This window comes from Williamsia phyllosphaerae (genome assembly GCF_014635305.1).
Taxonomy (GTDB): Bacteria; Actinomycetota; Actinomycetes; order Mycobacteriales; family Mycobacteriaceae; genus Williamsia_A; species Williamsia_A phyllosphaerae.
Window position 1 is genome coordinate 1 of record NZ_BMCS01000001.1, and the last position, 13,112, is coordinate 13,112.

A 13,112-nucleotide genomic window follows, 5' to 3' on the forward strand; every position below is an offset into this window, starting at 1 on the left:
GCACCACAAGCAGCACCGGCAGCCGGTCGCGCCGGTATGGGTAGCGGCGCACCGATGGGCGGAGCCGCGGAGGCCAAGGCAGCGAAAACGAGAAGGAACACAAGAGCGCCCGGTATCTCATCTCCGAAGAGAACGGCGAAGAGATCGCCGGCGAACTCCCCGACACCGCGCCACCCGTACTCGGCGGACTCAACCTCGACACCACCGACAACCCCGACACCACCCGCTAACCGGTCAACGCCGTTCCATGACCGGTCGTCAATAGCGCGGTAGGCGGTTCAGCGGACCGTCCGATGCGGCAGCAATGTCGCGCAGCACGACCACCTGAAGGACGACCACCAGAACGCCGACGGCTATCCCGCACACCAGTGCGATCTTGCCCAGTCGAGCAACGGAATCCGACGCCTCCTGCGCTTCCTGGACTCGTCCGAGGGCCAACAACGTCGGCACCGACAACGCACGGCTGAAGGCGACAAAGGCCAACGGCCAGAAGAACAGCAGCGCGGTGACGGCCCAGCCGCCGTTGGCTTTCGGCGCCTCGCGCGGCTTCCAGTGACCGGACGGCGCAGTCGGATTGATCCACTGCTGCTGCTCGATACGGGTGGTGGGCACATCGTCTGAGTAGTTCATCCCGGGCATCCTTCGATCGGTGCGTCGGACCGACCTGCACGGTCCGCGGCCGTCGCCGACGGCCATACACATTGGATGCACCGAACAGCCGCGATGTTCCCGGCCGCTACCGACGTGTCAGGAGCCGGCCCCCGGAGGCACGTCGGACTGCGCGATGAGCGCGGAGTTGCGCGCCAACGCCGGGCCCGGCGGGATCAGCTTCACCACCGGGTACGGCGCGAGCAACGGTTCCGGCATACCGAGAGCCGCGATCGAACTGTCCGGGACCCCATAGCGGACGCCGGTGTCGTTGATGAAGAAGTCCGACGCTGCCTGGCCGCTGCCCGGGCTCGACCCGGTGGTGCGCACGAAGTAGCCGGTACCGGGCTGCACGTAGGTCAAGTTGGCCCCGACACCGTCGGTCCGCGAACCGACCGACGCGATCAACTCGTCCTGGTTCTCCACCGGGATCGACGGCGTCAGCGCCAACGACAACGTCGCCTCGGCGTCACGGTCCTTGCGCCACCCCAGGCACAGCGTCTGCTGAGTGGTGCCGTCGACCTCGGCCGGCGCGGTCTCCGGGTATCCCTCCAGCGACAACGTCGTCACACGCGGAACGGTCGCGATCGCGTTCGGGCCCAGGGTGACCGGCTGCCCACTCGTCGCGATCGACGCACGGATCAGGTCCGCGACGAACGGCGACACCTCCTGGATGCCGGTGCTCAACACCACGAAGAGCTGATCACCCTGGTCGGACGACGAGTCGAGGCTCGACACCTGGACGATCGAGCCGATCCGCGCGCCACCCAGGTCGAATCGGGATGGCTTTCCGGCGTCGGCGATGGTTGGTTCGGTGATCGGACGGGAAGGCGGAACCGAATCGAGGAACGCCGTGCTCACCGACCGCGCCGCGATGGACTGCAGACCGAGTGCCTGCCGGATGACCGGATCCTCCGGATCGATCTGCGCGCGGGTGTTGCGGTAGACGACGAAGTAGGAGTCGCCGTTGTGCACGAACAGCGCGTCATTGGAGCCGATGCCGCGAGAGCCCGTGGCGAACTGCGGCTTGCCCGCGACAACCGCAACCGTCGGGGTGCCGTCGGGGTCACGGGGTTCGTCGAGCCGGTCGCAGACCGTCCACTCGGAGACCCCCGGTGCGCCGCGGGCGGCGAGATTGCTCGGCGCTCCCGCGATGCCGACCTGCGGCCCACGCGGATAGTCCTTGAGGACGGAGTCCTTCACCGAGTTCGGGTTGGCCGCCGATCCGGTCACCAGGCGCGCCGACGCGAGGTTCAGCGCAGGCCGCAGCTGCCCGTTGAGCAACACGTACAGCTGTCCGGAGTCCTTGCTCATCAGGATCTTCGAGTCACCGACGGAGCCCTGCGGCTTGAAGAAGCCGAACACCACCGCGCCACCGACGACCAGCAGGGTGAGCACCAATCCGACGATCATCGACTTGATGTGCGCGCTCATCGGATCGTGGATCATCCGGATGTCGCGACGAACCAGCGCATGCTCGAGCCGGCGCAGCAGGAAGCGGTAGCCGCTCACCTGAGACTTGGTCGTGCGCTGTGCCATTACGCCCCCGTTCACTTCTGGAAGGTCCGCTCTCGGCGGACCGCGCGGGTCATCGATCTCGACCATCTGGGCAGCCGTCCAGCCGTACAGAACTGCTGTTAAGGTACTCGACGTGGCCCAACCGACCCGCCTCGGCACCTCCTCTCCGGCCGGCGGTCTTTCCCGGACACTTCCGCTCTGGTCCATCGTCGGCATCGAGGTCGTCGCGATCGCCGTGTTCGTGGTCCTACGGGCCGTCGGTCAGCCGTTCACCATCTCGGCGTCGATCGCCGCCGCGGTCGGCGTGGTCGGTGCGCTGTTGGCGATCCGTGCGCCCTCCCGGATCTCGGTCTACGGACGCGTCGCCCGCCGAATCAACTACTTCCGGCGATACGGCAGCACCCCGAACGACCCGCCCATCCCCTTCGATCTGCCACAGTCGGACGGTACGACGATCGGCGCTCGGTGGGCCGATGACCGTCTCATCACCGTGGTCCGCATCGCCCGTCCGGTCTCCCCGACGGTCCTCAAGCCCTCGAACTCGATCGTCTCGACCTCCCAGCTGTCCCTGGGGGTCATCGCAAAGGCACTGTCGCAGTTCGACATCGAACTCGAGTCGATCGACGTGGTCGCGCACGGATGGCGTTCCCGCGGCGCCGCGCACCTCACCGGTCCGTACGTCCGCCTGACCTCGAACCTCCCGACCCTCCCCCAGCAGGACGTCTGGGTCGTCCTCCGGCTCAACCCCCTGCTGTGCCCGGATGCGATCGCCTCACGCGGCGGCGGATCGGCCGGCGTGCTCAAGACAGCGATGGCCGCGACCCGTCGCGTGGCCAACCATCTCGCGCACGAGGGGTACCGGCCGTCGATCCTGACGGCACACGGCATCTCGGCGATGTCGGCCGGTCTCATCGACAACGCCAACGTCGACGACGCCGCCGAGGACTGGTCGTCGATCACCTACGGCTCGTACTCGACGACCGCCTACACGCTCGACACCCCGGTCGACGCCGCGCTCAGCAACGCCATCTGGACCGTGCCGAGCGCATCGACCACGTGCGCCATCCGGCTCACCCGCGACGGTCGGAAGTACGCGCTGTCGACCGTCATCCGTTACGCGACCATCGGCGACCTGACCCTCAACCCGCCGGAGGCCCTCCGACGCCTCGACGGTCGGCAGCGGCCGGCGCTCAACCGCACCCTGCCGGTCGGGAGCGACGACGTGGCGTCCCTGCCGGTGATCTCGCTCGATCTCGATGAGCTCGACGCCATCCGGGTCGTCGACGGCGGACACGGACAGCTGTTCGGCGCCGATGTCCGCGGTGAGGCGATCGCGGTCCCGCTGTTCGGATCCGACGTGCGTCGGGTCGATGTCTACGGTTCGGCATTCCTCACCCAACAGATCGTGGTCCGCGCCATCGCGGTCGGCGCGAAGGTCATCATCAAGACCGACCGCCCGGACTCGTGGCGACCGCTGGTGTCGAACGTGAACGACGCACGGACGGTGTTCATGACGTCGCCGATCGAACAGAGCAACACCGCAGCGATGTTCACGCTCTGCATCCTCGACGCCCGCGAGGCGACGGAGGACCCCACGGTCGGGACGCAACTGCGAGTGCACCGGACCGCCGGTCTTCCAGAGCGTCTCGACGAGACGTCCGACGTCGCCATCTATCAGCAGCGCGACGATCAGAACCGTGTGTACGTGGTGACCCGTACCGACTCACTCGCGGTGTCGTTGGTGTCGTTGCCGGCCGAGAGCGCGCTCATCGAGGGTGCACGCCAGGCCCGGACGCCCGAACCTGTTGCCGCCGGGGACCGCCCGGCTCGCGGTCGCGTCGCACCGCCGGCGGCCGACCCGCGGGGTCCCGGGGGACCGCCGCAGCAGAACTTCCAACGCCCGGATCGCAGGCCCGGGCAGGGTCCCGGTCCGGGCGGACAGGGACCCGGTGCCGGTGGTCCAGGTCCCGGCGGTCCCGGTCCCGGTCCTGGTGGTCCCGGTCCTGGCGGCCTCGGCCCGGGAGGCCCGCCTCAGCCGCAGCGACCACGCACCGCGCCACGGGGTTACACGCCGACGGGACCGCGAGACCGACCGGCGGGGCCGCCTCCGGGCGCGACCCCGAGCCAACCGGATTCGGGTCCGGCCAGCGGGCGGCACAACAGGCATTCGCAGTCCGACGAGTGACTGCCCACGGGGTCGCTGACCACGGCTGCATGATCTGACAACAAAGGCGGGGAGTCCCGAATGGGACTCCCCGCCTTTGTGTTCGAAGCTGTGGTCAGCCGTGGAACATCGAGGCGACGCTCTTCTCGGTGCTGGCCATGTCGCCGACACCGTCGGTGGCGCGCGCGATGATCGAGCGGAGAACCTGCTGGATCTCCTCGACGTCCGCGGTCCACTTGCGGTGCGCCGCGTGGAAGGCCGCGGCCGAGCTGGATTCCTGGTTCCAGGAGGTCATGACCTGGTTGCGCAGGCCCTCCATCTCCTGGACGAGGCCGGTGAACTCGTTCTCACGAGCCTTGATGTCGTTGAGGTGCTCGAGAACTCCTGCAGAGTAGACGATTGGTGTGTCAGACATGTGTCTGTCCTTTCGAGAAGGTGGTCGGGTGGTCGATCAGAAGTTCAGGCCGCTGCCGGATCCCTTGATGGCCTGGGTGTTGCTCTCGTCGGAACCGCTCAACTTCTGCGCACCGGTGGTCACCGAGTCGAGGATCTCCTGCATTGCGTTGTTGAGCTTGCCCGACGCCGCCTGGTAGCGGGTCGTGACATCGCCGAACGCGGAGGAGGCCTGACCGCCCCACACGGCGGGCGAGATCGCGGCGTCCACCGAGGCCTGGGTCTTGGTGAGAGTGGACTTCATGTGACTCCGGACCTCTTCGCCCTTCCTGGTGAAGGCAGCGACGGCCGCGGGATCAATATCTGTCTTGCTCATTTCAGTTTCCCTTCAAAGTGTCCGACCATCGGACGTCTGTGATGTCACGGGAGAAGCACTCCCGCCGATCCCAGTCGGCTGTCATCAGACGCCTCCGGGAAGTGTGTGGGCCAGCTGCCGCAGGGCCGCGGCAACGCGGTTGCGATCACCGGGGGCGATCGACGTCCAGCGCTCGCCGGTGACCGACGGCGTTGCGACGGAGACGATTCGGCCGCGATGGGTGTCGAACACCGCGATCACGGTCCGCTCGGCCTCACTGGCCGCATGGGCGACGATCTCGGTCTGCCCGCTGCACGACCACAGGGCCTGCGACAGGATCCGTGCGTCGGTCTCGTCGAGTCCGAGCCGGAAGAACGCCGCGGCGTAGTCGTCCGGATCGGCGCAGGCGGCCAGCGCCGAGTCGAGAACATCACTGGGCTGGCGGATCTCCCGCACCGTGGCGCCGGGCGCCTCGCCGATCAGACGGCCGATCTCGTGCTGGACCAGCGCCGCGTCGTCGTGGGCACGGAGTTCACGCGTGGTGAACTGTTCGCCGTTGCGCGTCAGCATGAATCGACGGTCGGCGACACCGGCCAGACAGACCCGGAGGATCTGCGTCGCGTCGACCCGACGCATCTCGATCATCCAGTCCGGGGCGACTGCCGCCTCCAGTGCCCCGCGGACGTCGAGGTCGACGTTGCCGAGCTCGTCCAGCTCGCCCTCACGGACGAGATTCTTCCGGGCCGACTCGAGATCGGCTGCGGGCGCGGTGTCCTCGTCGCGTGCCTCGATCCGCAGGACCGCCGGCATCGCCTGGAGACGGAGCGCATCGCATAGGGTCAACATCTCGTCGAGGGTGAACTCGTGGACCGTGTCGAAACCGATGACCGTCACGCCTCCCCCCGATCCGTGACACCGATGACCGACGGCGCCGCTGAGGTCGTACCGGCCGGCACGACTTCCTGTACAGAATCATAGTTCGTCGCGGCGACCACTGTCGCATCAGAATTGGAGCCCTGTGCGATCCCCGCCGCGGGCACGAACGGCGCGCCGGTCGGACCGGCGGGGGCGACGGTGGTCCCGTCCACCCCGACCACGACCTCCTCACCGGAGACCGTGTCCACCCGGACCTCGGCACGCTTTGTCTGACTGACGAATTCGTCGGACGCACGCAACTGGCCACGGGGTCCGCTCATCGCAGCGACCGCCATCATCGCACCCTGCGCAGCCGCCATCGCAGCACCGTTCGACGCGGCCATCTTGGCCTCCGCCGCGGCACGCGCCTCGGCGGCGCGTTTGTGGTCGACCAGATTTTTCGGCGCCTCTGGCGGATGGGCCGGCTTCGACACGGGCGTGGTCGCCTGTTCGTAGGACTCCATCACCCGCGATGCCTGCGCCTTCATCCCGACGGCCTGCTCGTCGAGCCGGGCGATGCCCCCCGAGATCAACGCCGACGGCGGGGCCACCACCATCTTCAGGGCCGACTCGAGCTGGGCCACGCCCGCGATGACGGCGGCGTCCGGCATGGCGGCGACGGCGACGGTGTGTGCGATGGCCTGGCGCTCAGCGGCTTCGGCGTTGTTGCGAGCCATCTCCGAGGTCTGCGCGACCCACGACTTCAAGGATTCCAGCGCGGTGAGCACGCCGGGCGCCGCCGACCCCGACCATCCTTCGACGACCGACTTGCGGAGCTGCGTGATCTCGGTGTCGAGATCTTTGAGCGATGACGCGATCGACGCCCAGGCGAGGCCGGCCTCGAACAACGGCTTGGGTCCGGCGCCCGCGGAGAGATCCCGGCTGAGGCGCTCGGCCTGCCGTGTCTCCCAGCGAACTCCTGTGAACCCGATCATCGTTCAAGCTCCTCATCGTTGTCTCGTCGTGGTGATGGATGTGGCGTGGTTCAGATACCGGAGACGTCCTGCGCCAGTGCGGTGTCCGATGCCCCGACCGACGTCGTGCCGTCGCGCAGCGCAGTGGCCACGTCGCGGATCGCCGACACACCTTTGACGATTTCCGCGTCGAAAAGTTCCGCCGATTCGGAAAAAGATTTCGCGGCGGTCGTCGAGACCTCATCGGCCCCGGCCGGCTTGACCTGGAGCGTCGACCGATGCTGCCCCACCGTGCGCTCGATCTCGGTGGCAATGCTCTCGAGGCGGCCGACGGCCTGGGCGATGTGGTGCGGGTCGACCGAGATGTCACTCATTGGGTCCACTTCCTTGGTGTCAACGGTTGTGTGTTCAGGATTCGAGTTCGTCCGGGCTGTCCCAGACCGATTGGGCCACCGGGGCTTCCACCCCGCCGAGCACCGACGGACTGGCGGTCGGCACCTCACCGACCACATCGTCGGCGTACCGGGCATCGACCGGGGTGTCCCGCGAGTGTGTTGCACTCGATGCGCCCGCCCCTGCGGCACCCGCCATCGGCATCCCGCCGGGCGCCATGGCCGACGTGGTCGACGCGCGGGTGGTCGTGACCTCTTCTGTCGTCGACGAACTGGCACCGCGGCCCGGGCCCACGGGTGAATCGGACGGACGTGAGCTGAGTGATCCGGTCGGGTTGGTCGCGGCACCGCCGAGGCCGGCCAGTCCGCCCATTCCCGCGACACCTCCGCCTCCGCCCCCGCCACCTGCGCCTGCAGAGGCGGTCTTCGCAGCGGCGAGGTCGGGTCCGGATTCGGTACGCAGTGAGGCGGACCGAGCCGCGAGTGACCCGCCGCCCGCGGCACCGGCGCCACCGAATGCACCGACGATGGACTGGATGGGCGAGCTGACCGCCTGCACGGCGGTCGACGCCATACCCGGGATCGACGACATCATCTGCGGCGCTGCGGTGATCGGGACCGGGGCACCTGTGAACGACATGTTCGCGGTGTGGGCGGTGAGTTCGGCACGGGTCTCGCCGACGACGACCATGCCCTCGGCGAGATGCTCGGACGCCGACGCCATGATGCCCGCGACACCCACCGGGGTGGTGATGAACGGCATGAAGGCCGCGACCGACGCAACGAACTTCGCGATGATCGCCTGGAGCAGGGCCACTCCCTTGCCGACGGTCGCGGTCGCGACGCCCACGATGCGGGAGATGTCGCCACTCTGCGCACCCGTGGCGACTCCGTTGCCGTTGGCCTCGACGCCCTTCGTGATGGCCGCAGTGCCGCCGGCACCGGCCCAGAACGGCGCCACCATCGTCATCGCCTGGGTTCCCAGACCGGTCACGCTCTCGAACGCCTGCTGCAGCCCACTGAGTAGCTGGGTGGGGTCGAACGGCGCGTTCGCCATGTTCCCCGAACCGAATCCGGACAGCAGATCGGTGAGCGGCTTGAACAGCGACGCGATGTCGATGGTCGGCAGCGGCGGGAGATGCGGCAGGGGCGGCATCGGAGGCAGCTGTGGAAGCGGCGGCAGCTTCAACGACGCCAGGACATCACCGACCGGCATGTGCAGCAGCGGAGCGACTCCACTGTGTTCCAGCATGTCCATCACGCTGGGACCGTGACCCGCGGTCGGATCGTGTCCGGGTGCCGGCGCGTGGCCTGCACCCTCGGTCATAGGGTCGAGCCCGCCGATCCCAGGTTGCCTGCGGTGTTGCCGTCGCTGTTCTCGTACCCGGCGGCCGCCCCGAAGGCACCCGCCGCGCTCGACGCGTGGACACCGACCAGCGAGGCCGTCGACACCGCGTTCGCGAACTGGGCGCCGGCGAAGCTGGCCAGGAAATCCTGACCGATGAGCCCGAAGATCGGGACCATCACGGCCACGTTGGCAGCCAGGTCCATGGCTCCGGCGCTCTCGATCGCGGTGCCGATACCGGCAACTGCGGTGCCGTAGGCGCGAACTGCGTCCGGATGGACGGATATATCAGTCATCTGAACCACGACCCCCTGAAGTCGTTGATCGCCGGACGCTTGTCCAGCTGTTGCTTCCGGAAAGGAGAATAACCGACATCCGACCACTATTCCACGCGATCGTTAGAGACGTTCATCATCTTTTCCGTTCGTCTTGGTGGATCAGATGCAGCGCGAGGCGGTTTGGTTCCCGACAAACAGAAAAATTTCTGCGACCCACCCTGTGGACAACAGCTCGGTGAGGCGTGGCGTGGTCGTCGCGAGGTGCCATCATGGTCGCGTGGACAGGTACATCGACAGCGATGACAACTGGGATGACGACGACTGGGGGGACGAACCCACCCCGGCGACCGAGGTGTCGGACGACGCCCCGGACACCGACGGCGCCGACCCCGAACACTCGCTGACCACGGTCGGACGCGCGGCCACCCCCACCGGGTCGGTCGAGGTGCGGACCACGTTGAACGGGCTGCCGACGTCGATCCACATCGAACGATCCGAGATGGACGGGTCCGCGGCGAAACTCGCCAAGACCATCCTGCTGCTCTGCAAACAGGCCGGGACCCGGGCGGGGGCGTCGCAGCGGGCGGCCCTGCTGCGCGACGGTCACACGCTCGAGGCCGTGTCCTACACGGGACTACCCGGTGAGCGAGAAGCAGCCGAGATGGACCGTCAGGTCGATGAGTACTTCGAGAGCGACGAGACCGGAACGTGGTTGAGGCGGGTATGAGCGAACAGAACTTTCCCCCACCGGCTCCGATTCCTTCGAGCCCACCGATGCCACCGACCTTCCCGATCACCTTCGACGACATCGAGGCCAGTGCTCGGCGTGCGCTCGACCGCCTGCAGTCGGCGACCGAGGCCATCTCCGGCATCCGCGCCGAGCACTCCGACCCCGACGAGCTGGTCACGGTCGTCGTGTCCGGAACCGGCGAGTTGCTCGACCTGCGGATCAGCGACGACGCGATGCGCAAGGCTCCCGAGGCGCTCGCGAGTCTGATCGTGGAGACGGCCGGTGCCGCCGCGGGATCTGCGTTCGGCAGCCTCGGCGATCAGGTCAGGGCTTTCACGGACTCGTCGAGCAGCGATCCCGGCCCCCTGGGCGCCATCCGATTCGGTGACGGTCCCGCCTGAGGCGATCCCCGTGGTCGTCGCGCCGCGTGTCAGGACCCCTCGGGCACCTGCTCGTTGGCGCGCATCCGCTCGGCGAGTTGAGTACGTGCACGGTTGAGTCGCGATTTCACGGTCTGCACGCCGACGCCCTGATGCTCGGCGATCTCGTTGTAACTCATGTCGCCGAACTCCCGGAGCACGATCGCGATGCGGAACTCCTCGGGGATCTCGGCGAGGGCCACCCGCAGCTGATCCCGGATAGCGAGGCGGTCGTCGAACGCCACTGATCCGTCGTCGTCGAGCAGGACGGGGCGATCGGGATCGTTGAAGTCGACGGTGTCGGTCTGTGGTTTGCGCTTACGCACAAGCGCCAGTGCGGCATTCGCCGCGACCCGGTGCAGCCAGGTGCTGAAACGTGCCTCGCCACGGAACTTGTCGAGGTGCTGCCACGCGGCGATCAACGTGTCCTGGACCGCGTCCTCGGCGTCCTGGCGATTGCCCGCGATGTTCAGACACACCGCCCACACGCGGTTCTTGTGCATCCCGACCAGTTCGGCGAAGGCGTGCTGGTCCCCGCTGCGGGCCTGCATCAACAGTGCGGTTTCGTCCATCACAGATCAGCCGTGCCAGTCGTGGTCGGTCGCGTGGTCGTCGTGGTGATCGTGTCCCGGCGACGGATGATCGCCGACGTCGTGACCGCCGAGGTCGATCGTGGCGTCGTCGTGCGGGGGATCATCGTGCGGGGCGCCGTCGGTGGCGTGGTCCGCCGGGTGGTCGTCGCCCCCGTGGTGGATTGCCTCGGCGGGGTCGTCGCCGGCATCCACCGGCACATCGCCGTCGTCGTCCATCTCCGGGACCAGTGCCGCATCGGCGGTCGGGGCGTCAGGATCGAAGGCGGCCGCGAGGGCGGCGTCCCACACCGAGTCGGGGATCGAATACTCCTCGGCGCCATCGATACCCAGCGAACTGAGCACCGACCCGTCGTCATCGGCCATGACTGTTCCTCTCTCCGGACAGCGCGATCGTCAGCGCGGTCTCCCAGATGCGAATCGGTACCCGGTAGTCACGATCGACTCGGAGACCGAGTTCGCCGAGCAGGGACCGCGCGTCGGTCGTCGCCTCGTCTCCCGGAGAGCATAGTTCCGGGTCGCCGGGCGGCGGCGGTGATGGATCGCTCATGGAGTGTCAGATGCGTGCGGGCCGCGCAAATGTTCCCGCATGTCAGGAGATGAGACCGGACCGACTCAGGAACGTCTTGCCCTGGTCGACCCCGGCCAGATTCCAGGCCTTCACCATCAGGAACTTCGTGTTGTCGGCGTAGGTCACCGTGTAGTCCTTGCTGCCCGACAATTCTTCGATCGATGCCGACGCGGTCTTGGCGGCGTTCTCCACGAGCGTCGCGGTGCCGTCGAAGTTGCCCTGCCGGTTCGCGACAACCACCTTTCGAGCGGCCAGTTCGTCGACGGAGAGGGTCACGTAGGGATCATCGGAGGCATCGGTGGCCGCGAGGCCGGCGACAACACTCGCACCGGGTTTGAAGTAACACCGCACCACGACACCCTGGTTCTCGGTGAACGAGCTGTTCTGGCATCTGGTCAGTTGATCGGCGAGCGTGGCCGGCATCGCGGCGAGCACCTGCTCCTGGGTCGTGGCCAGCGAGACCGCGGCACCCGACGATGCGGGAGCCGACGCCGACGGCTGAGCTTCCGGTGAGTCATCGCCTCCGCCGGACAGGGTCACCGCCGCGATGGCTCCGGCCGCCACCACCACGACCACGGCGGCCGCGGCGGCGATCAGCGGTCCGCGACGCCGACGACCGGGTGTGGTCGGGGCGCTCGAGTCCGCACCGGCATCCGACCATCCCTGGGGCGCCCGCACGGTCGGCCCGGTAGGCGCCGTGGGGCGGCCACCGAGCTGATCGGTCGGCGACGTCGGGAAGCGGTCGCCCATGACGCTGTCCGCACCGGGGATGTGCGGCCGCTGCGGCGATGACGCCAGCCATGAACTCAGTGCACCCTGGGCCACAACGGTTTTCGGGTCGTCGAGAGTTGCCACCGGCCCGATGTCCTGCAGTGCGCGATGCACCAGGGGGATACGCGACGTCCCGCCGGTGAGGTAGAGCGCGCTGAGCTGATCGCGGCGGGTGATGCCGGCGTCGGCGAACGCCGACCGCGTCAACGACAGCGCGACACCGATCGGCGCGGAGATGAGCTCGTCGAACTCGTCCCTCGTCAGCTGGAACGTCTCGTGGAACCCGCCGCCGGCGGCGGTGATGGTCGCCGACGGGGTCTCCGACAGCAGTTCTTTCGCACGACGGATGGAGTCGTCGAGCTGATGACGGATCCCGACCGGGGCATCGCGTCGGAGGTATTCGAGCAGGTCGGGGTTGCGCGCCTCGAGCTGCTCGTCGACCCACTGTCGGATGAGGGCGTCGAAGTTCTTGCCGCCCAACCCGTTGTCGCCCCGGGCGGCCAGGACGGTGAAGGTGCCGCCTGTGTTCTTGCTCAGCACCGCGACGTCGAGGGTGCCGCCACCGAAGTCGAACACCGCGATCTTCGCGCCGTCGGCGAGGCGGTTGCTGCGCGCGTAATGCGCCGCCGCAGCTCGGGGTTCGGACACGGTGGTGATGGCATCGGGTCGCATCCCGGCCACGGTCGCGGCGTCGGTGAGCGTCCGGATCTGCGACGGCGACCACGCCTCGGGGTGCGTCAGGACCAGATGGGCGGGCATCTGCCCGGCGTGCAGCGCCACCGCACGCGAGAACACCGTCCGCAGCACCGCGGCGATCGGCGCGGAGGTCGGGACGATGAACCCGTTGACCGCCACAGACGGCTGCCCGACGAGGCGCTTGGGCGCCGGGATGTAGGCGGCGGGGTTGCGTTGCGCCTCGTTGGCCGCGTGCTCCCCGACCGCGATCCGATCGGGCGCGTCGACGAAGACACCGGACGGCATCAGGTTGCCGGCATGCGACAGCGACAACGACTCGATCGCGCCGCTCAGGGCCGCCGAATGCGCGGCAGCAGTGTTCGACGTACCGAAGTCGATGCTCAGGAACCAGTCGTCAGACGACATCGGGAAAT

At 68.1% G+C, this 13,112-nt stretch carries 15 protein-coding genes; 3 read left to right on the forward strand and 12 right to left on the reverse strand.

Features of this window, described 5'->3' with window-relative positions:
• Positions 1-258: 258 nt before the first annotated feature.
• Together IEV93_RS00005 and eccB are read right to left on the reverse strand one after the other, a co-directional pair.
• A complete protein-coding gene (locus IEV93_RS00005) occupies positions 259-630 on the reverse strand; it encodes a CD225/dispanin family protein (RefSeq protein WP_188485717.1) in 372 nt (123 codons plus the stop codon).
• A gap of 117 nt (positions 631-747) precedes the next feature.
• Positions 748-2,187, reverse strand: a complete 1,440-nt coding sequence (gene eccB / locus IEV93_RS00010; RefSeq protein WP_188485719.1) for a type VII secretion protein EccB — start codon at positions 2,185-2,187, stop codon at positions 748-750.
• A 112-nt stretch (positions 2,188-2,299) separates the two neighbouring features.
• Between eccB and eccE the strand changes: the two genes are divergently transcribed.
• Positions 2,300-4,351: a type VII secretion protein EccE gene (gene eccE / locus IEV93_RS22575; RefSeq protein ID WP_188485722.1), complete on the forward strand. Its 2,052-nt coding sequence runs from the start codon at positions 2,300-2,302 to the stop codon at positions 4,349-4,351.
• A gap of 94 nt (positions 4,352-4,445) precedes the next feature.
• On the opposite strand, the gene IEV93_RS00020 is transcribed toward eccE, so the two are convergent.
• The 7 genes from IEV93_RS00020 to IEV93_RS00050 form a co-directional block, all read right to left on the reverse strand.
• On the reverse strand, positions 4,446-4,745 hold the full coding sequence (locus tag IEV93_RS00020) for a WXG100 family type VII secretion target (protein WP_188485724.1): 300 nt from the start codon (positions 4,743-4,745) through the stop codon (positions 4,446-4,448).
• 36 nt (positions 4,746-4,781) lie between these two features.
• Positions 4,782-5,099 carry a WXG100 family type VII secretion target gene (locus IEV93_RS00025; RefSeq protein ID WP_188485732.1) on the reverse strand — a complete coding sequence of 106 codons (318 nt, stop codon included), beginning with the start codon at positions 5,097-5,099 and terminating at the stop codon, positions 4,782-4,784.
• 84 nt (positions 5,100-5,183) lie between these two features.
• Positions 5,184-5,972 (reverse strand): ESX secretion-associated protein EspG, encoded by a 789-nt coding sequence (locus IEV93_RS00030; RefSeq protein WP_188485734.1) that lies wholly within the window; start codon positions 5,970-5,972, stop codon positions 5,184-5,186.
• Positions 5,969-6,928 (reverse strand): PPE domain-containing protein, encoded by a 960-nt coding sequence (locus IEV93_RS00035; protein WP_188485736.1) that lies wholly within the window; start codon positions 6,926-6,928, stop codon positions 5,969-5,971. The genes IEV93_RS00030 and IEV93_RS00035 overlap by 4 nt, the downstream gene beginning before the upstream one ends.
• A 50-nt stretch (positions 6,929-6,978) precedes the next feature.
• On the reverse strand, positions 6,979-7,281 hold the full coding sequence (locus IEV93_RS00040) for a WXG100 family type VII secretion target (RefSeq protein ID WP_188485738.1): 303 nt from the start codon (positions 7,279-7,281) through the stop codon (positions 6,979-6,981).
• Between the two features lie 34 nt (positions 7,282-7,315).
• Positions 7,316-8,551 carry a hypothetical protein gene (locus IEV93_RS00045; protein ID WP_188485740.1) on the reverse strand — a complete coding sequence of 412 codons (1,236 nt, stop codon included), beginning with the start codon at positions 8,549-8,551 and terminating at the stop codon, positions 7,316-7,318.
• Between the two features lie 71 nt (positions 8,552-8,622).
• Positions 8,623-8,940 (reverse strand): type VII secretion target, encoded by a 318-nt coding sequence (locus IEV93_RS00050; protein WP_188485742.1) that lies wholly within the window; start codon positions 8,938-8,940, stop codon positions 8,623-8,625.
• A gap of 259 nt (positions 8,941-9,199) precedes the next feature.
• On the opposite strand from IEV93_RS00050, the gene IEV93_RS00055 reads away from it, so the two are divergent.
• Together IEV93_RS00055 and IEV93_RS00060 are read left to right on the forward strand one after the other, a co-directional pair.
• Positions 9,200-9,649: a hypothetical protein gene (locus IEV93_RS00055; RefSeq protein WP_188485744.1), complete on the forward strand. Its 450-nt coding sequence runs from the start codon at positions 9,200-9,202 to the stop codon at positions 9,647-9,649.
• A gap of 47 nt (positions 9,650-9,696) precedes the next feature.
• Complete coding sequence (locus tag IEV93_RS00060) at positions 9,697-10,053, forward strand: YbaB/EbfC family nucleoid-associated protein (RefSeq protein WP_188485746.1); 357 nt, start codon at positions 9,697-9,699, stop codon at positions 10,051-10,053.
• 29 nt (positions 10,054-10,082) lie between these two features.
• Here the strand turns inward: IEV93_RS00060 and IEV93_RS00065 are convergent, their stop codons facing one another.
• From IEV93_RS00065 to IEV93_RS00075, 3 genes are all read right to left on the reverse strand, one after another.
• Positions 10,083-10,643: an RNA polymerase sigma factor gene (locus IEV93_RS00065; RefSeq protein ID WP_188485748.1), complete on the reverse strand. Its 561-nt coding sequence runs from the start codon at positions 10,641-10,643 to the stop codon at positions 10,083-10,085.
• Positions 10,644-10,649: 6 nt separating this feature from the next.
• On the reverse strand, positions 10,650-11,027 hold the full coding sequence (locus IEV93_RS00070) for a hypothetical protein (protein WP_188485750.1): 378 nt from the start codon (positions 11,025-11,027) through the stop codon (positions 10,650-10,652).
• A 226-nt stretch (positions 11,028-11,253) separates the two neighbouring features.
• Positions 11,254-13,104, reverse strand: a complete 1,851-nt coding sequence (locus IEV93_RS00075) for an Hsp70 family protein (RefSeq protein WP_188485751.1) — start codon at positions 13,102-13,104, stop codon at positions 11,254-11,256.
• Positions 13,105-13,112 lie beyond the last annotated feature (8 nt).